The sequence below is a fragment of the Paenibacillus sp. Z6-24 genome, from assembly GCF_054161335.1.
Genome location: NZ_CP096398.1, coordinates 4654706 through 4673781, shown reverse-complemented (window position 1 = coordinate 4673781; position 19076 = coordinate 4654706). Strand labels below are relative to the sequence as shown.

Genomic DNA, 19076 nt, shown 5'->3' with positions numbered 1-19076 from the left:
CATTTACTATTAGATGAAAATAAGTCCAAGTTTCTACAGACAAAGTACCAATGTTCACGTATCATTGAGAGTATATTCAGCCAGCGTTTCTGCTATAATCTCGCCTACATCAAGAGAGAGGAAGAATGCAATATTTATGAATTATAAACACCAACAGATTATTGGGTTTAGTTTTATGCTAATGCTGGCAATCCTATTTATTATTATAGAAGGGTTCTTTTTACAATATACCTTGATGTCGGAACGATGGGTGATGACAGGAATGCTCTCCTTTATCCTGCTGCTGGCAGGTATCATCATTTCACTCTGGACGATTCGCCGGACGACAGGCCGCCTTCAAAAGGTGACACATGTCATCACCAATGTGAATTTTGACAAGATTCACGAGATTCCTTACTTGGAGATCAAAGGCAAAGATGAAGTAGCGAATATTGCACAGGCATTCAACACCATGTCCATGGCGCTGGTAGAGTATAACCGCAAAATGCAGGAAGCTGCTTCCCGGATGGAAGATACGAACTGGGTGCAGACACAGCTGGCCCAGATCGGAAATGTATATCAGGAAATCAATAATACTCCCGAACTGGCGGAAAAGCTGCTGACGAGAATCGTTCCTCTGCTGGAAGCTTCGTATGGATTATTCTATTATGTCCATCCAGAGGTCAAGGGAGACCAGTTTCAACTTGAGTATTCGTATGGCGCCTATGGAGAAATGTCGGGTACCGTTCCTGGATTCAATCCCGGAGAGGGCGTCATCGGACGTGCAGCGATGGAGCAAAAGGCACATACGCTGACAGCCGATGAAGACCATCCGATTCGCATTCAGACGGGACTTGGCTACAGCATTCCCCAGCAGATCGTCGTAACACCGATTATCTTTGCCGGACGTACGGTAGCGGTACTGGAGCTTGGAGCGGCGTCGAAGTTTGCATCGCGTCACTGTCAGCTGATTGATCAGATCTGCAGCAGCTTTGGGGCGATTATCAGCAATATCGAGAACCGGATGCAGGTCGAAGAACTGCTGCGCAACAGCAGTATGATGAATAAGGAACTGCAGATGCAGCAGGAAGAGCTGCAGACCCAGCAGGAAGAACTGCAGGTACAGCAGGAAGAACTGCAGACGACCAACGAGCAGCTGCGGGAACGTACAAGTTTTGCGGAGAACAAAGCGCAGGAACTGGAAACGACCCGGCAGGAACTGGAATTGTATGCCGAACAGCTCAAGCTCAGTTCGAGCTACAAGACCGAATTTCTGGCCAATATGTCACATGAGCTGCGTACACCGATGAACAGCATTCTGATCCTATCCCAGCTGATTGCCGAGAGTCAGCCGAGGGATGACAAAGATGAGATGCCTGGGTATGGCCATATCATTAACCGCTCTGCCCAGGATCTGCTGGCACTGATTGACGATATTCTGGATCTGTCCAAAGTGGAAGCGGGCATGGTGGAAGTACAGCGTGAACTCATTTCCATCCATGATATTCCGGAAGTAATGGGTTATAACTTCAACAAACTGGCTGAACAGAAAAATCTAGAGTTCTACAATGAAGTCGATGATGATGCACCGCCCACTTTTTATACGGATGGCAAAAGACTGCAGCAAATCCTCAAAAATCTGCTCTCCAATGCATTCAAGTTCACGAGCGAGGGCACAGTACAACTGCGGATTGCTCCAGCAGACAAAGCCAAGCTGGCGGAGGGTTACAGCCTGCCGGAAGACGCGGAGAGCATGCTCGCCATCTCGGTAACCGATACCGGGATTGGCATCGCGGCGGACAAGCAGCAGGTTGTTTTTGAAGCATTCCGTCAGGCGGACGGTGCCCGTACGGATCGTGATTATGGCGGAACCGGATTAGGATTATCGATTTGCCGCGAGTTTTCGCAATTGCTGGGCGGCTTTATTACGGTGGAGAGTGAAGTGGGCCAGGGAAGTACATTTACACTGTATATTCCTTCGATGCCCGAAGACACTACACCGAACAGCCCGGAAACGGCATCTTCCGTGCCCGCCGGTCTGCCGGAGGAGCTGAAAGTACTGCAGGGCAAAAAAGTACTGGTAGTCGATGATGACTTCCGTAATATTTTCGCTCTGGAAGGTGCCCTCAAATCCAAAGGCGTGGAAGTCATGAGTGCCTACAACGGCAAGGAAGCACTGGAAATGATGGAGCAGGGCCAGCCGGATCTGGTTCTGATGGATATTATGATGCCGATCATGGACGGCTACAAGACGATGGAGAATATCCGCAGTCAGCCGCAATGGAAAGACCTGCCGATTATCGCCCTGACCGCCAAAGCGATGAAGGATGACCGTCAGCGCTGCCTGCAGGCAGGAGCCTCCGATTATCTCAGCAAGCCGCTGCAGATGGAGCAGCTGTTCTCGATGCTGCTCGTATGGCTGAGCCCGATACCTTCGATGAAGAGTGATGGTTAGGGCTTTTGAGAAGCCTCCGGATGTCAATATACAAATAAAAGCCTGATCTGCATGAAGGAATCCATCCTTCTATACGGATCAGGCTTTTTTTGCATGAACAGAAATCTCTCTGCATTTTGTACTGAGCGAATCATGGATACATCATTGATTGATCCGGTAAAAGGCACATGTATTAGTATACAGAATCTGCCGCGCTTCCCGTTCGCTCAATCCCTGGATCTCTGCCCATGTCCGGCATACGTCTGCAGTCATGCGCGGATGAGTAGACTGCCCGGCAAAAGGTTCTTCAAACGGCCAGGGGCCATCCGTCTCGGCCATCACCAGCTCACGCGGATAAAGTGCGGCCAGTCGGCGGATCTCCGGTTCATACACAATATCCGGTGTAAAGGAAATATGATATCCTCGCCGTACCATCTGCTTGATCGTGGCTTCGGAGCCCTTGAACCAGTGGAAATGCGCCCGCTGGATACGATACTGCTCCAGCAGCTGGCAGACCGTATCGGCGTCCTCATAGACGGCATGGAGTACCACCGGCTTGTCATGCCGGGCAGCCAGCTGCATATACTGTTCCAGCAGCCGGATATATCCATCTTCGTCCAGTGCTTGACCCTGCCCGGCCAGCTCTTGACGACGGTAATAGGGCAGCCCGATCTCGCCGACTGCCACAGCACTATCGATGCGGGATTCTATCCATTCCAGCAGCTCCAGTGTCTGCTGATCATCAGGAAGCGGCTGCTCGGGATGATATCCATACGCAGAATGCACGAAGCCCGGATAACGCCGGGCGAGCTGACGGGTCCGCTGACAGGAATCCATGTTCATCGAGACAGCAACGACCGACTCTACCTGATGCTCCGGCAGGCCCTGCATCATCTGCTGTATCTCGTCATCCCCATACTGGTCGAGATGAATATGACTATCGATCAACGGAGACAGTCGCTGCTGCGGAACCTGCTTTTCCGCCAGCCGATGAGCATGGAGAGGGGAAAGAAAAATAGAATCGCTCATCGCACATTCAACTCCGCTCGCAGCGCTTCGGTCAGCTGTCTGCGCAGCGTGATAAATTCCGGCGTATCCGTCAGTTCCTCACGCCGTGGTCTTGGAAAAGGCACGTTGACCTTCTGCATCACATGAGCCGGACGGCTGGACAGCACGTAGATCGTATCCGAGAGCAGCAGTGCCTCTTCGATATGATGCGTAATAAAGACGACCGACCGCCGGTTCTCCTCCCAGATCCGCAGCAGCCAGGACTGCATCTCGCTGCGGGTAAAAGCGTCCAGTGCGCTGAACGGCTCATCCAGACAGAGCAGTGACTGCGGTCCGAGCAGTGCCCGCAAAAAGGCAACCCGCTGCTGCATGCCGCCGGACAGGGTATGCGGATAGGCACGCGCGAATTCGCCCAGGCCCACTTTATCCAGCCATGTACGAGCCAGATTCAGTGATTCCTGACGCGGCAACCCGGCTGTCTCGCGAGCGAGGATCACATTCTTCTCGATCGTCCGCCAGGGCAGCAGGGCAGGCTGCTGCGGCATATAGCCGGCTTTGCCTTTGAGTCCGTTAATCCGCTGCCCCTGCAGCATAATATCGCCTTGATCCGGCAGCATGACGCCGCCGATCATCTGCAGCAGTGTGCTTTTGCCGGAACCGGAAGGTCCGATCACCGATACAAATTCACCTTCATGCACGGTCAGCGAGATATTTTCCATCACCTGCAGCTGCTGTTTTCCCTGGGCAAAGGACTTGCTGATTCCGCGCAGCTCCAGGAAGGGAGTGCGAATTGTCGGGGAGTCGGCAGCAGAGACATTTTTCTCCTGCTCCGCCATTTCTCCTGTTGTGATTGCTAGGCCGGGTTGTTCAGACACGATCGGTTCCTCCTTTACTAATGGCGCTACTGCCATTTTGCCAGCGTACACACCATTTCTCCAGCAGCACGATCAGCGAGAACATGATCAAGCTAAAGGCGATCACGATCATGATCGCAACAAACATGCGGTCGGTGCGGAAGGCAGACTGCTGCAGCAGCATATAATAGCCAAGACCTTCGCTGCTGCTGATCCATTCCGCGATAATCGCGCCCATGATGCTGTAGGTAGCGGCGATCTTGAGTCCGGAAAAGATCGACGGCAGACTGTAGGGCAGTTCCAGCTTCCAGAAAATCTGGCCCCGCGTCGCGCCGATCATCTGCATATAATTCATCATCGTACGGTCGGTCCCGGCGAGCCCGCCAAGTGCAGCCACCGTAATCGGGAAAAAGCAGACCAGCACAATCACGATCAGCTTGGACAATAGCCCGAATCCGAACCAGATAATGAGCAGCGGCCCGAGGGCGATCAGTGGAATATTCTGGCTCAGGATCAGCAGCGGATAGAGGGCCCGTCGCAGAAACGGAATATAGTGCAGCACACCGGCGACGATCAATCCGGTCGCTGCCCCGATGCCGAATCCGGCCAGTGTCAGCTTCAGCGTCGCCCATGTATGCCCGAGCAGACTGACGTAGCTTTTCTCCGCTTCCCGGGCGATCCGGGCGGGACTTGGCAGAATCCAGTCCTCAATCTGGAAAAGGGAGGTAGCCATCTGCCATAGCACCAGTAACAAAACGACCGCCCCAAAGGGCGGCCATATGCCTTTCCACCATGCTCTGATGGACATTAGCGGTATTTCTCCGTTAATCCGTCCATGCTGATGCCGGATGGATTATGTGCGATTTTGATCTGGGAAATGATACTCGGGCTGCCCTTTTCCACCAGCGCCTCATGCATCTTCTGTACAACCTCCAGCAGCTGCGGAAGTTCGCCTTCCAGCGTCGTCTCCAGCGGATGCACTTCATATTTCAGTCCGGAAGCCTGAATGACCGCAATCGCGGCATCGACGTAATCATAGGAATTTTCATTATTAACGGTCTTCGGAATGACCTGAATGCTCAGTAGTGTCGTAGCCATGATTTAATAACCTCCTGGTAGAATGACTGTAGTATTGAATTCGATCAGGCAAAATAAATTAATGATACCGGCAGCGATACGGCCGGCGATTCAGCGCCCGGGAGCCGTACTGCTTGATTTTGCTTCTTATTTACTACTGTCTGCTGCAGGCAGATAGTCGTTGGTAAATGCCTTGGAAGCATCCAGCTTGTCGTCGAGCAGACCCTGTTCATACATCCAGTCGGCATAACCGGACCAGATCTCAGGCTTCTGCATGCCCCACTGTTTGGCATCATCCTGATATTTGGGTGACAGCCACTTCTGGCTGGCTTGGACCAGTTCAGGGTCCAGATCCGGTACCGCCTGGATCAGAATATCTGCGGCTTTGTCCGGATTGGCGATTGTATATTCATAGCCCTTGGCGGTTGCTGCCATGAATGCCTTGACCAGATCGGGGTCCTGCTGAATCTGCTTCTCGTTGGTCACGATGACCGGTGTGTAATAGTCCAGATTCGGTGAATAATCCTTGACGTACATCATGTTGAGCGGCTCTCCGCGCAGTTCGGCCTCCACGCCGGTCCAGCCGTAGAAGATCCAGGCAAAGTCGATGCCTTTTTTAACCGCTGTGAAAAAGTCGGCGTCCCCGATATTGACGCTTTTCACCTTGGTTACATCCCCGCCGTCAGTCGTCATGATCGATTTCATAACCGCTTCCTCAACCGGTGAGCCCCATGCGCCATAAGATTTGCCTTCCATATCCTTGGGCGTCTTGATTCCGCGGTCGACCGGCGAAGCAAAACCGGAAGTGTTATGCTGAATCACGGCTGCAATGGAGACGAGCGGTACACCCTGCACACGGGCCTGGGTCACGCTCTCCTGATAGCTGATGCCAAATGGCACTTTGCCCGAGGCGACCATCGTATCTGCACCGCCCTGTCCCGGCGCAATAATCTCTACATTTAATCCGGCATCCTTGTAGTAACCCATCTGCTGGGCGACATAGAGACCGGTATGGTTCGTATTCGGTGTCCAGTCCAGCACGACCTGTACATCCTTAAGTGCGCTGCCGCTCGTGCCTGCGGTGTCCTGACCGCCGGCTGCCGGACTGCTGCTTCCGCTCTGACCTCCGCATCCTGCCGTGATAAGCAGCAGGCATACCGCCAATAGCGGCAGAAGCTTGTTCCAGTGTCTGTTCATTTCGTTACCCCTTCTTCCTTCTATATAAAAAGATATAAAAAAAGCGCCCCGGATCGGGACGTCATAGGTGCATATCGTATGAGACACATACAATGCTTGATTCGCTTCCTACGCTGGCATTATCCAGATCAGGTAAAGGGTCTGTATTGGTCGAATACACTCTCAGCCGGCTAGCCCAGCTCCCCCAGATCGTATGCGCTTTTTCTAGCTGTAATTATAGACGAGTGCCTGCCTGCTGTCCAGCAAGAGAGGCATCCGGGAAAGGTGGAACAGGCCGGGAAGGTTCAGCTTCTTGCTGACCGGGTAAGTATCCAGTATAGGCACTCAAAGTTAAGTACTATCTAAAATTCAGCGCCATGCAGTACAGGCGTGTTGAATTATCCAAGTCCATATCGCGGAAGGAGCTTGATCATGAGTCAAACACCAGTAGAACAATCTATCGTTAAAGCACTGGAAGAGAACCGTTTTTGTGCATTTGGCACAGTGGAGAACAATAAACCAAAGGTGCGCTATATGGCCGTATATAATGAAGGTCTGAACATTCATCTGGCAACAGACCGCAAAACACAAAAAGTGGATGAACTGGAACAGAACCCGAACTGCTATCTGCTGCTTGGTTATGAAAAAGGCGGCAATAACGAAGTGGTTGAGATCGAAGCGACCTGTGCCGTGTCCACGAATGACGAGCTGAAGCAGCGCGTCTGGAAAGACGAATTCAAAAACTGGTTCTCCGGACCGGATGATCCCGACTATGTGGTACTTGATATTACACCACAGACGATTGAGTATACCGACAAAGAAGGTCAGAAACAGACCTGGAACAGCTAAGTCGCCTTTCCGTCGAATACCTGACAGCATTCCTGTAACAAGTGATTCAGCATAAGATTGTATAATCCGGTGACGAATTTTGTAAAATGCGCAGGCATACTACAGAATCGGCACCGGATTTTTTGTCATTTTTTGCTTCCAATAAAAGGATAAAATAGGGACCCTAGAAACTTGATCAACAGCATGAATTTAGGGTATAAACAATGTATTACTACAAATTTTATCTATTTCAAATATAAGGTAATTGCAAGAAGTGAAAGGGGTAATCTACAGGAGGTGCTTTCCTTGGACCTAAAAAAGATCGAGCAGCAGATTGAACAGGAACGCCGCATATTGAACCAGATGGCCGAAGAGCACGGAATCCGCGATCACCGGGTGATCGACCAGTCCGAACAGCTGGATCGTATTCTGGACTCTTATTTACAGCATAAACACCGCAAAGGGAATCAACCTGCAACCGGTATGAGTCAATAAGGATATATATAAGCCGTCATACATCACAGAGAGCAGCATGTCCTTTGTTTTGGTTTGCTGGATTTGGATAAAAAAACGAATAATATCTGACGTATATATGTTATATATACGTCTTTTTTGTAACTAATTTAGTAAAAATCGTAAAAATGAATCAAATATCCCTTCAAATATATCAATTGATAGTATAAGATTCTATCATGTCACTATATGCTTTGCTCTTTTATGCGTCTACACTCTCATTTTATTTCAGCAATATGTAAATAGTAGTGTAAATCCGTAAATCAATTTCACACCCGCTTTACATATGCTTTATACATAGATGAGTGTAAGCGTTTATACTGAAAGAATCAGAGAACGTATATGTGCTGAATATATTCGGGAGGGGTTTTGATTTTGAATCTGGGGAAAAAGACACTCAAGAAAACAGTAGCGGCGATTGCAGCGCTGCACCTGTTTGGCATCACGGCTATGCCGGCATTTGCGGCGGATACAACTACTGCAGGTACAACGGTTAAGCTTCGTCTGATGGAGACAACTGACCTGCACACGAATATGGTGAACTATGATTACTATTCAGACAAACCTACGGATGAATACGGTTTCGCCAAGACGGCAACGCTGATTAAAGCGGCGCGCGCCGAAGCTGCGAACAGTGTATTGATCGATAATGGTGATCTGCTGCAAGGCACACCGCTGGGTGATTATGTAGCCAAAATCGAACCGCTCGCTCAAAATGCGACCCATCCGATTTATGAAGCCATGAATCCGCTCGGTTTTGATGCAGCAACCTATGGTAACCATGAGTTTAACTATGGACTCGATTTTCTGAATCAGGCTGTAAAAGGTGCCAAGTTCCCTTATGTGAACGCTAATATTTATAAAGACAACGGAAACGGTGAAGGTACCGAAAACTACTTTACACCGTACGTTATTCTGGATAAAGAAGTAACCGACGAAGCCGGAGCAAAACACACGCTCAAAGTAGGCGTACTCGGTCTGGTCACTCCGCAAATCATGCAGTGGGATGGCGGCCACCTGAACGGCAAGGTCATCACCAAGGATATTGTGGAGACTGCCAAAAAATTCGTGCCGGAAATGAAAGAAAAAGGTGCAGACATTATTATTGCAGCTGCCCATACCGGCTATGATGATGCTCCGCAAACCAATATGATGGAGAACGCGGTACTTTATCTCAGCCAGGTGCCGGATATTGATGCCATCATGTTCGGCCATGCACACAAAGTCTTCCCGGGTACTGACTTTACAGGCAAAACCGGTGTAGATCTGGAAAAAGGAACAATTAACGGTGTTCCGGCAGTAGAGCCTGGATTCTGGGGTGACCATCTCGGCGTCATCGATCTGGAACTGAAGCAGACAGGAGAGGATTGGGAAGTTACCGACTCTCAGGTAGCAGCTCGTCCTGTCTATGATAAAGCAGCCAAAAAAGTGCTGGCTGAAGTAGACCAATCTGTGGTAGATGCTGTCTACAAAGAGCATCAGGCTACCATCAATTATGTGCGCGGACCTGTAGGCGAGACCTCTTCCCGCATTACGAGCTATTTTGCACTGGTACAGGATGATCCTTCGATACAGATCGTAACCAATGCACAAAAATGGTATCTGGAGCAAAAGCTGAAAGGTACAGAAGTGGAAGATCTGCCTATTCTGTCTGCAGGTGCACCATTCAAGGCAGGCGGACGCTCTGGCCCGGCGTATTACACTGATATTGCTGCAGGAACGATTGCTATCAAAAACGTATCCGACCTGTATGTATATCCAAACACTGTCTATGCCGTAAAAGTAAATGGCGCAGAAGTGAAAAACTGGCTGGAATGGTCTGCAGGACAGTTCAACCAGATCGATCCATCCAAATCCGGCGAGCAGCCGCTGATCAACATGGATTTCCCGACGTATAACTTTGACGTTATTGATGGTGTAACCTATCAGATCGACGTGACCCAGCCGCAGAAATACGATGCCAAAGGCACACTCGTTAACGAGTCCGCCAACCGTATCGTCAACCTGCAGTACAATGGCAAGCCGATCGATCCCAAGCAGGAATTTATCGTAGCGACCAATAACTATCGTGCTTCTTCATCCAAGCTGGCGAACCCTGATGGCAAACGCATCGTACTGGCTGCTCCGGATGAGAACCGTCAGGTAATTATCGATTACATCCGTGAGAACGGTACAATCAACCCGACCGCGGACGGCAACTGGTCCCTGGCTCCGGTCAAAGGCAATGCCAAAGTAACATTCACCTCTTCACCAAAAGCACAGGATGCCCTGAAAGCAGCACCGTCTCTGACGGCAGGCGGCAGCAGTGAGCAGATTGCTTATGCAGGCGAAGGCACCGATGGATTCGCCAATTATACACTGGATCTGTCCAAAGCAGCATCCCCAGCAGCAGGCACCAAGCCAGCAGCTCCTGCCAAGGACAAACCGGCTAAACCGGCAGCTCCAGCAGCGACCAAACCTGCGAAGCCAGCGAAACCTGCTGTGCCAACCAAGCCGGCCAAGCCCGTTCCGGCAGCGACTGCAGAAGAAGGTACGTATACAATCCAAAAAGGCGACAACCTCTATCGCATCAGTCTTCAATACGGTGTGACTTGGCAGGAACTCGCCAAGTACAACAAAATCACCGACCCTACCGGTCTGCAGGTAGGCGACGTACTGGAGATTCCAGCGAGCTAATCGAACGCATCCAGTTATGCATTGTATGTACTACAGTAAAAGGCTGTCGGATCTTCCGGCAGCCTTTTATTTGCTGAATCTTCGGATGCTGCTACGCTCCAAATTGCTGTGTCGTATCGAAAATACTCTCGTTAGTTTGCTTTTTACAAGCTAATGTGATTGGATAAAATTATATAAATTACCCATATGTGTATTATAGATAGAGATATATTAACAGGGATAAAGAAACGAGGAAGGCGGAGTGTCATGAAACCAACAATTGGGATCAATTGGAAGCTGATTAATCTGTCTGCGTGGCTGGTCGTCATCTTGTCGTATGTGCTGCCTTTTGAGCCGGGTGATAACATAGGGATTCAGATAGGATTTCCGCTCTCTTTTATGACTATTTATGAGATAGAGGGGCAGCGTAATCTGCTTTCTGCCTATCGTATGGATCTGCTAGCATTTCTGTTGGATGCTGCGCTCCTATATGGTGTGTCTCTGGTCTGCTTGAGACTGTACAAGCATTTTAGAAGGTAGAGAAAGAAGAGGCTTTGGTAATTATGGAGAGCGTAGACGTTTAACTGCGGTCTTTTTGTTATTTCCGCAATCTTTTACATTAAGAGCAAAGAATAGTATTACGATGAGGATTGTACCGGTCGATATATATAGGGATCTAAAACGTAAACATAATGATATTGTATTTTAGTAACAGGGAGGACCCCCATGAATTGTAGCGGATGCAGTTTTATTCAACCGATTGAAGATCAAGGCACGGTGTCATTGCGCCCGCTCTCCCCTTCCCTTGAGCAGTTAATCAGGCAGCAGTCTTATGACTTTTATATAGTAGAAGATATTGGTTCGATCTCCTATCATTCACGAGAGCAGATGCTGGATATTTTGAAATGGGTCAGAGAGCTGCGTGATGTCGAAGAAAATAAACTGTCGATCGGAATTCTTGGCATGGACGATATTGGTGGCGAACCAGCCTGGTTTCCGTTGTCTATGCTGATCACACGTCTGCAGAACTACGATATTGTAGAGATTATCCGTCAAAAGCAGTTTACCAGCCATATGCAGCCAATCGTGAATGAACAGGAGCAAATCATCGCTTATGAGTTCCTGCTGCGTCCGATTCCGGATGGACCGGGTTTCCAGCCGTATCAGCTGTTCGAAGTAGCTCATCGTACGGGTCTTCACTCCTTCTTGGACCGGGCAGCCCGCATCTCGGCAATCGAGACGAGCGCGCTGCATCTGCCATCCGGTGTGAAGCGGTTTATTAACTTTTTACCGTCGTCCATCTATAATCCCAAATACTGCCTTAGTCATACCTTTGCGGCGATTGAGCGCCTGAAGCTGAATCCGCAGGATTTTGTGTTTGAGGTTGTGGAGACCGAGAATATTATGGAAATGCCCAAGCTGCAGGATATCTTCGATGTCTACCGGAGCAACGGTATCAACGTGGCACTCGATGATGTGGGCTCCGGCTATTCCCTGCCCGAGCTGATCGGCAAGCTCAAGCCCGATTACGTCAAAATCGACCGCGGCCTGATCGACGGCTGCGACCGGGACGAGCAGAAGCAGCGGGATATCCGCAATATTGCCGAACGTACCTGGGATATCGGCAGCCATGTATTGGCGGAGGGTATTGAACGCCGCGAAGAATTCGAATTCTGTCGCAGTATCGGTATCAATCTGGCACAGGGATATCTGTTTGGCAAACCTGCAGAGCGTCCGTTTACAGTCATGTAAATTGTATATATAAAAAAGAAGCCCCTAATGACTTAGGGGCTTTTGTTGTATCTATTGAACAATAACCCGGCAGAATCTCTTTTCGGAACGAGGGCAGCGCATCCGTCTAACTTAAGCTTTCAGACTTTTGAACTCTTCGTAAGCAGCCATAATCTTGTTGTAATCCTCGCTGTCCTTGGCAAACCCGGTCACATCACTCACGACAGGTCCAATGTCATCGGCCTGGATACGACCCTGCAATTCGGCAGACTGTGGATCGTTGCTATTGTCGTACAGGAAAGCGGCGGCTGCACCCTGCAGCAGGTGATCGCGGCCCAATCCCAGCTCGGCAGCCATATTGGCCGGTCCGATCAGACGGTCGGCAGGACCCAGCTTGCGCAGCGGCTCACGACCGACGCGGATGACTTCATCACGGATATACGGGTTTTTGAAGCGAGTCTCGATTTTGTCGATGTATTTGGCATGTTCTGCCGCATCGAATCCGTATTTTTGCACCAGGGCAGCGCCGCTTTCTTCCATCGCCGGGCGTGCAATCGCGCGTACGGAATCATCCTGGATGCTCTGGTCAATCGTCTCGATGCCTTTCAGGAAGCCCAGATAAGCAGTGATCGCATGACCGGTGTTCAGGGTGAACAGCTTGCGCTGTACATAAGCGACCAGGTTGTCGGTCAGCTTCATGCCGTCGATCTGCGGCGTGCCGCCTTTGAGCTTCGGTTCTTCGACGATCCACTCATGGAAAGCTTCCACACCTACATCCAGCAGGTTCTCACCCTGGAAAGGAGGCACGATCCGGTCGACGGAACAGTTGGCAAATCCGACATGCTCACGCGCATACGCTTTGCCTTCTTCGGACAGATGGATCTCCACCTGCTCCTGCAGATGGCTGGTCGCACCAACCATGTTCTCGCAGGCGATAACATTCAGCGGACCTGCACCAGCTGCACGACGGGCTTCGATACCCTGGGCAATTGTAGGTGCGATGAATTTGAGCACATTCGGTCCTACTGCAGTTGTGATGATCTCGGCACTGGCGATCTCGTCGACGATTTCCGGGCCATTGGACATGCAGCCGGAGACGTTGGTAATCGTCTCGACGCTTTTTTCCAGATCGAGAATGTGGATCTGGTAGCTCTTTTTCTCGTTCAGTTCCTGGATCATCTGTTCATTCACATCTGCGAATACGACATGGTAACCGGCATTTGCCAGCAAAGCTCCGATAAATCCGCGACCGATATTGCCTGCACCAAACTGAATTGCTTTTTTCATAACTTGCACCTCCGTAAGTATAGGCTTGCTGCCGGTTTGCAGGAATATTCAGACAGCCGAATATTGGCTTTCATGAATCATTGCCATAAGGGCAGCAACCGTAAATGGGTGCCCGTACACGTATCGTCTACGGGCAAGAATATGGATAAACAGGTTAAATCAGCAGTTGATTCGCTGCTGATTTAACCATGAGAAATTTGCTATTCAATATTAGATAGAGAATGTGCGGTAGATTTCATTGGCATCTGTAACCTGAGCCAGATGGTGAACGACAGACTCGTCTTCGATCGCTTCCGCAATCTTGGTCAGGATCTGCAGATGTTCGCCGCCTGCACCGGCAATACCGATAACGAGATACGCTTTGCCGCCTTCAAACTCTACGCCCTGCGGATATTGCAGAACGACGATACCGGAAGTCTGAATTTGCTTTTTCGCTTCGCCGACACCGTGAGGAATGGCTACGCCGTTACCAATGTAAGTGGTAGCGACTTTCTCGCGCTCATGCATGGCTGTTACATAGTCCGGTTTGACATAACCGGAGCTTGCCAGCAGTTCACCGGCTCTGCGGATCGCATCTTCTTTGGGTTCGCTGGCCAGGCCGAGTACGATATTTTCCTTGCGCAGTACACCGGAACCTTGAGCTGGAGCGGAAGTGCTATCCTTTGTATCTTCTACCACGTGTGGAGCGTTGTGACTGAGTACTTCGCTGACTTCACGTTTGACGCCGGCAGCTTCATCCGGAATGGAAGATTTGGCATTGCCTGCTGCTGTGTCTTTCAGCTTGTTGATCATTTCATCATAGATCGGGTTGTTGATAAAGTTGTCGATCGATACATGTTGTGCATTTGGCGCTTTGCCGCGTGCACGGCTGGTCAGGTTCTGCTGGGTCACGACGATATCGGCATCCCCAGGGATGGCATCAACCGCAGAGTTGGTGACCTGAATCGGCAGACCAGCCTGCTGTACTTTTTTGCGGAAAGATGAAGCACCCATTGCACTGGAACCCATACCTGCATCACAGGCAAATACGATTTTGCGAACTTCACCGGTTTGCAGATCAGCAGCTGTTGTCAGTGCCGGACCGGAAGCATTCCCGCCAGTTTTCATGTTTTTGGAAGCGGATTGTGCTTTTTCCAGATCCTCATCGCCAACGGAAGCTTTGCGCAGGAAGAGGGCAGACACCAGGAATGAAACGATTGTAGCTGCAGCGATACCAGCAATTACATGGAGTTCGCCGCCTTGTGGAGCCAGTGCCATAATCGCAATAATACTACCCGGAGAAGCGGCACCGGTTAAGCCGGAACCCAATAATACGTTGGTAAACACACCTGCCATACCACCGAGGATAACAGCCAGGAACAGAATCGGTCTCATCAATACGTAAGGGAAGTAGATTTCGTGAATACCCCCGAAAAATTGAATGATGATTGCACCTGGTGCAGAACCTTTAATGGAACCTTTACCAAAGACCCAGTATGCAAGCAGAAGACCAAGACCAGGACCCGGATTGGCTTCCAGCAGATAGAAGATGGATTTACCATGTTCCAATGCATCTTGCGTACCCAGTGGAGTGAAGATACCATGGTTAATTGCATTGTTAAGGAATAAGATTTTACCAGGTTCAATAAAGATAGAAACAAGTGGCAATAAGCCGTGGTTAATTAGGAAGTTAACGCCAGCTTCCAAAAGATTAGTAAACCCGACAACGAGTGGACCAATTCCGTAATATCCGGCTATAGCCAGGAACATACCGATGATACCGGCAGAGAAGTTATTAACGAGCATTTCAAAACCGGATTTGATTTTGCCTTCTACCAATTTGTCGAATTGTTTGATAATCCAACCACCCAGAGGACCCATGATCATGGCTCCGATAAACATTGGAATCTCGGCACCGACAATAACGCCCATTGCTGCAATGGCACCAAGTACGCCACCACGATGTCCGTGGACTACTTTACCGCCTGAATAAGCAATTAATAGAGGCAGCAAAAATTTGATCATTGGATCAACCAGTTTGGCGAGGTCTACGTTTGGCATACGTCCTGTTGGAATAAACAGGGCAGTCAACAGACCCCAGGCGATAAATGCGCCGATATTAGGCATAATCATGGCGCTCAGGAAGCGTCCGAATGCCTGGACGCGGTCTCTGGCGCTTTTCTTTTCGCGAGCAGATGTATCTACTGTGCTCATAATTGTTCGACCTCCATCATATATTGTTCAATTTTGCGTGTGTACAGATCTTTCATCATGCTGGAGATCTCTGCCTGCAGTCCGGCAGGAGGATCGGATACCAGCCGTGTAACAAAGCCGGGGCGGTCGATCAGTGATTTGCTGACTTCATTTACGGCTTCGAGATAGGCTTTGCTGCTGTCCCTCGGGGCGAGCAGCACGATGGCAGCATACAGGTCGACGGGACTCGTCGCTGCCTGGATCGGCTCGCTGAATCGAATAATGCCGAGGAAAAGCTTGTTCACGACACTGGAACGGCAGTGCAGCAGGATCAGTCCATCCTGTGACAGTACCGTCTCCCCCATGCGCTCACGCTCATGCAGCTCCTGCTCCAGAATACCGGAGCGTTCTGCTGAAGCAGTGAACATGCCGGCGATCCGGTGGATCAGGTCGGGGACCGAGGAGACAGCGAACCGGTCCTTGATCACTAGTCCGTTCGTTAGATCGAGCATGCCGGTGAGCGTTTCCTTATGATTGCCGAGTGTGTCGGTCAGGCGTGTTGCCGGATCGGCAGCAGGCTGGTCGATCGGGGGATGATCCCCGGTTACTTCCAGCTGGGAGACGGCAGTACGGATATCGCGGATATCTTCCGGCGAGAGCAGGGGAGAGACACGGACCGTCGGAATGTGACTATCCACCTCTACCGTGGAGATAATGATATCGGCACGGTTCTCCATCCGGATCGCTTCCGAGGAAGAGACCACATCGATAATTTGCAGTGACGGGAATTCCCGCTTGACCCGAATTGAGAGCAGACTGGACGTTCCGAGACCGCTTGCACAGGCGATGATCGCCTTGACCGGTTTGCGCTGGGCGGCTGCGTATTCGGACATGGCGCCGATATGCATCGCCAGATAGCCGATCTCTGCCTCCGGTACTTCCCGGTGAGTGAATTCACCGAGCAGCCGTGAGCATTTGCGGGCAATCTCAAAGGTTGGCCCGTACTGCTCCTTAATCTGCGTAAGCAGCGGGTTGCGAATATCCAGCCCCAGTCGCAGCCGCTCAATCGCCGGTCCCAGATGATTGATGAACCCGGCGAACAGCTTGCTGTTGCCCTTGAGTTCAAAGCCGGTCTCGGCTTCTGCCATTTTGAGAATATCCCGCGCCAGCTTCACCAGTTCGAAGCTAACATGTTCGTAGTATGGATCGGACTCCGCACTCAGCCGGGTCTCGGCTCCTTTGAGATGCATGGTAATGTACCCCAGCTCATCTTCCGGAATCGAGATGTCAAAAGATTGCTCCAGACGCTGGGCCAGCTTGCGCGCCGTCTGGAATTCACTGAGCTGCTTGAGTTCATCCAGGATGTGCGGAGCAATCGTGATGCGCTGCCCGCGCCGGATGCGTTCAATCGCCAGTGCCAGATGTACGGTCAGACCGATGTAGGCGCTGTCGGTTAGCTTGATATGGGTATCCCGCTCCAGATCGCTGAGATACTGCTGCAGCTGATTCATCATGCCGTCATCGACCAGATTCAGCAGCCGATTGCGAATATGGAACTGGACACGCCCGGTCTCTTCATCGGCCGCGAGCGGATCGCGCACCAGATGAGTGAGCTGGTATTCATCCACACTCTCATATAGCAGGTGAACCAGTGCAGAGCGGATATGACTCTCGGTGCCTTCGACGTATACGCCCAGCCCGGGCTTGCGGACCAGCGTAATGCCAAAGGAAGACAGCCAATGTTCAATCCGGTCCAGATCGTTACTCAGTGTGCCTTCCGTAACTTTGAACTGGGAGGCAAACGCATATAGTTTAATCGGCTCTTTGGAAAGGAGAAGTTCGCTGATAATGAAGTAGTGCCGTTCTTCGCGGGTGTAGTCTTTCCGGGGTGTCTGTTCTTCCAGTTCACGCTGTGTACTGGCAAAGTCGGATTCACTGCCTTCCAGCGCAAGTCCGGTTCCCGGTTTGCGAAGCAGCTTCAGCTTGTGTTTGCGCAGCCACTCTTCGGCGGCAGGCAGTTCACGCTTGACCGTTTTCTCACTCACATCCAGATGATCTGACAGGTCACGGATCGTAATATACTCTCCATGAGAACCGACCAGGAATTGCAGCATCATCGTGAGCCGTGCGGTCAGCTTCTCCAAAATCGACAACCTCCTCTCCAAATTCCGACTGAAAACGATATCATGAAAGCAGTGTAAGAAAATAGAACTAGTTCTGATACTTAAAAGTTTAAGCTTCCGAGGATGGGAGATCAATTGAAAGATGCCATGATTTGTCCTTTATTCATAAGGGACAAAGGTAAAGAAAGAGCAGAAATGGGTACGCGGCAAGCTGGGAAATGTCCCTTTTGTTGAACATATGAGGAGGTATACGCAGCGCTGTGAATATAGTTCGTACAGATCATTATTGATTAGTAATTTGCGACAAATAGTGACAGGAGGAAATGCGGTGAACCTCTATATCTACAGAGTTCGGCTGTTATGCAGATTATTAATTACTTCATCCATTAAACCGGAACAAAACTTGTCTAAACATATTATGAAAGAGTAAGCGATATAAATATACAGCCCAATCAGACAGGAGCAGCGGATAGGAGAATACCGGGTTGTCCCGAATATAGTAGATGAAGCGAGACGATACACGATATGGCAGCATGACCACAACTACCCGGCAAAGGAGAGATTGGAAATGAAGCAAAATCAGATACATAGCAGGCGAAGAATTCTGTTTCAGGGCGATTCAATCACTGATGGCAACCGGGGGCGTGATGATGACCCCAATCATATTCTGGGACATGGCTATGCATTCTGGATCGCCGCCGAGCTGGGAGCTTCGCTGGCTGAATCGCAGCCGGAATTCATCAATAGAGGGATCAGCGGCAATCGTGTCTCTGATCTGGAAGCCCGCTGGCATGAGGATACGCTTGGGCTGGGACCGGATACAATCAGTATTTTGATAGGGGTCAACGATATTCTAATGTCAGCCCGAACACCGGCAGGCTTTGATCGGCAGAATTATGAAAGTGGCTATCGTCGTCTGCTGCAGCGGACCCGTCAGGAACTGCCAGATGTACGGCTGATACTTTGCGAACCGTTTATCCTGCCGGGTGGACATACGGATGCCGACTGGGCGGGATGGCGAGCGGCAGCAAATGATTGTGCCGCCATCGTACGCCGATTGGCGGATGAATTCGGTGCGGTCTTCGTACCGCTGCAGGATGCGTTTGACGCTGCCTGCAAGATCGCACCGGCACCCTACTGGATCTGGGATGGCATCCACCCGACTACAGCAGGACACGGCCTGCTTGCCAAGCGCTGGCTGGAAGTTGTACAGAACAGTCCGGTACGAATAAACTAAGG

Annotated in this window: 15 protein-coding genes and 1 riboswitch; of the genes, 7 read left to right on the top strand and 8 right to left on the bottom strand. The window is 50.5% G+C overall.

Features of this window, described 5'->3' with window-relative positions:
- Positions 1-253: 253 nt before the first annotated feature.
- Complete coding sequence (locus M1D61_RS20245) at positions 254-2434, top strand: response regulator (protein WP_458120358.1); 2181 nt, start codon at positions 254-256, stop codon at positions 2432-2434.
- Positions 2435-2575: 141 nt separating this feature from the next.
- Here the strand turns inward: M1D61_RS20245 and M1D61_RS20240 are convergent, their stop codons facing one another.
- The 5 genes from M1D61_RS20240 to M1D61_RS20220 all read right to left on the bottom strand — a co-directional run bounded on the left by M1D61_RS20240 (position 2576) and on the right by M1D61_RS20220 (position 6549).
- Positions 2576-3442, bottom strand: a complete 867-nt coding sequence (locus tag M1D61_RS20240; RefSeq protein ID WP_458120357.1) for a TatD family hydrolase — start codon at positions 3440-3442, stop codon at positions 2576-2578.
- A complete protein-coding gene (locus M1D61_RS20235) occupies positions 3439-4257 on the bottom strand; it encodes an ABC transporter ATP-binding protein (protein WP_458122570.1) in 819 nt (272 codons plus the stop codon). The genes M1D61_RS20240 and M1D61_RS20235 overlap by 4 nt, the downstream gene beginning before the upstream one ends.
- 31 nt (positions 4258-4288) lie before the next feature.
- Positions 4289-5083 (bottom strand): ABC transporter permease, encoded by a 795-nt coding sequence (locus M1D61_RS20230; RefSeq protein WP_458120356.1) that lies wholly within the window; start codon positions 5081-5083, stop codon positions 4289-4291.
- Entirely contained in the window at positions 5083-5373 is a 291-nt protein-coding gene (locus M1D61_RS20225) for a thiamine-binding protein (RefSeq protein ID WP_046213763.1), read from the bottom strand. The genes M1D61_RS20230 and M1D61_RS20225 overlap by 1 nt, the downstream gene beginning before the upstream one ends.
- A gap of 126 nt (positions 5374-5499) precedes the next feature.
- On the bottom strand, positions 5500-6549 hold the full coding sequence (locus tag M1D61_RS20220) for an ABC transporter substrate-binding protein (RefSeq protein WP_458120355.1): 1050 nt from the start codon (positions 6547-6549) through the stop codon (positions 5500-5502).
- An 87-nt stretch (positions 6550-6636) separates the two neighbouring features.
- Positions 6637-6745: riboswitch (TPP riboswitch) on the bottom strand.
- 215 nt (positions 6746-6960) lie between these two features.
- On the opposite strand from M1D61_RS20220, the gene M1D61_RS20215 reads away from it, so the two are divergent.
- From M1D61_RS20215 to M1D61_RS20195, 5 genes are all read left to right on the top strand, one after another.
- The gene (locus tag M1D61_RS20215; RefSeq protein ID WP_458120354.1) at positions 6961-7377 is read left to right on the top strand and encodes a pyridoxamine 5'-phosphate oxidase family protein; all 417 of its coding nucleotides are present in this window, start codon (positions 6961-6963) and stop codon (positions 7375-7377) included.
- 285 nt (positions 7378-7662) lie between these two features.
- Complete coding sequence (locus M1D61_RS20210) at positions 7663-7851, top strand: aspartyl-phosphate phosphatase Spo0E family protein (protein ID WP_046213760.1); 189 nt, start codon at positions 7663-7665, stop codon at positions 7849-7851.
- A 393-nt stretch (positions 7852-8244) separates the two neighbouring features.
- Positions 8245-10545: a bifunctional 2',3'-cyclic-nucleotide 2'-phosphodiesterase/3'-nucleotidase gene (locus tag M1D61_RS20205; protein ID WP_458120353.1), complete on the top strand. Its 2301-nt coding sequence runs from the start codon at positions 8245-8247 to the stop codon at positions 10543-10545.
- A gap of 246 nt (positions 10546-10791) precedes the next feature.
- Positions 10792-11064 carry a hypothetical protein gene (locus M1D61_RS20200; RefSeq protein ID WP_458120352.1) on the top strand — a complete coding sequence of 91 codons (273 nt, stop codon included), beginning with the start codon at positions 10792-10794 and terminating at the stop codon, positions 11062-11064.
- 186 nt (positions 11065-11250) lie between these two features.
- Positions 11251-12276, top strand: coding sequence for an EAL domain-containing protein (locus tag M1D61_RS20195; RefSeq protein WP_458120351.1), 1026 nt, complete (start codon positions 11251-11253; stop codon positions 12274-12276).
- 111 nt (positions 12277-12387) lie between these two features.
- Here the strand turns inward: M1D61_RS20195 and M1D61_RS20190 are convergent, their stop codons facing one another.
- The 3 genes from M1D61_RS20190 to M1D61_RS20180 all read right to left on the bottom strand — a co-directional run bounded on the left by M1D61_RS20190 (position 12388) and on the right by M1D61_RS20180 (position 17858).
- On the bottom strand, positions 12388-13542 hold the full coding sequence (locus M1D61_RS20190; protein ID WP_458120350.1) for a mannitol-1-phosphate 5-dehydrogenase: 1155 nt from the start codon (positions 13540-13542) through the stop codon (positions 12388-12390).
- 210 nt (positions 13543-13752) lie between these two features.
- Positions 13753-15735, bottom strand: coding sequence for a PTS mannitol transporter subunit IICBA (locus tag M1D61_RS20185; protein WP_458120349.1), 1983 nt, complete (start codon positions 15733-15735; stop codon positions 13753-13755).
- Complete coding sequence (locus M1D61_RS20180) at positions 15732-17858, bottom strand: BglG family transcription antiterminator (protein ID WP_458120348.1); 2127 nt, start codon at positions 17856-17858, stop codon at positions 15732-15734. Before M1D61_RS20180 ends, M1D61_RS20185 begins: the two co-directional genes overlap by 4 nt.
- 547 nt (positions 17859-18405) lie before the next feature.
- Between M1D61_RS20180 and M1D61_RS20175 the strand changes: the two genes are divergently transcribed.
- Positions 18406-19074 carry an SGNH/GDSL hydrolase family protein gene (locus M1D61_RS20175; protein ID WP_046213753.1) on the top strand — a complete coding sequence of 223 codons (669 nt, stop codon included), beginning with the start codon at positions 18406-18408 and terminating at the stop codon, positions 19072-19074.
- The last annotated feature ends 2 nt before the right edge of the window (positions 19075-19076 follow it).

Coding starts and splice junctions, on each gene's coding strand:
- M1D61_RS20245 (WP_458120358.1), top strand. CDS start 254: ATGACAGGAATGCTCTCCTTTATCCTGCTGCTGGCAGGTATCATCATT.
- M1D61_RS20240 (WP_458120357.1), bottom strand. CDS start 3,442: ATGAGCGATTCTATTTTTCTTTCCCCTCTCCATGCTCATCGGCTGGCG.
- M1D61_RS20235 (WP_458122570.1), bottom strand. CDS start 4,257: ATGGCGGAGCAGGAGAAAAATGTCTCTGCTGCCGACTCCCCGACAATT.
- M1D61_RS20230 (WP_458120356.1), bottom strand. CDS start 5,083: ATGTCCATCAGAGCATGGTGGAAAGGCATATGGCCGCCCTTTGGGGCG.
- M1D61_RS20225 (WP_046213763.1), bottom strand. CDS start 5,373: ATGGCTACGACACTACTGAGCATTCAGGTCATTCCGAAGACCGTTAAT.
- M1D61_RS20220 (WP_458120355.1), bottom strand. CDS start 6,549: ATGAACAGACACTGGAACAAGCTTCTGCCGCTATTGGCGGTATGCCTG.
- M1D61_RS20215 (WP_458120354.1), top strand. CDS start 6,961: ATGAGTCAAACACCAGTAGAACAATCTATCGTTAAAGCACTGGAAGAG.
- M1D61_RS20200 (WP_458120352.1), top strand. CDS start 10,792: ATGAAACCAACAATTGGGATCAATTGGAAGCTGATTAATCTGTCTGCG.
- M1D61_RS20195 (WP_458120351.1), top strand. CDS start 11,251: ATGAATTGTAGCGGATGCAGTTTTATTCAACCGATTGAAGATCAAGGC.
- M1D61_RS20190 (WP_458120350.1), bottom strand. CDS start 13,542: ATGAAAAAAGCAATTCAGTTTGGTGCAGGCAATATCGGTCGCGGATTT.
- M1D61_RS20185 (WP_458120349.1), bottom strand. CDS start 15,735: ATGAGCACAGTAGATACATCTGCTCGCGAAAAGAAAAGCGCCAGAGAC.
- M1D61_RS20175 (WP_046213753.1), top strand. CDS start 18,406: ATGAAGCAAAATCAGATACATAGCAGGCGAAGAATTCTGTTTCAGGGC.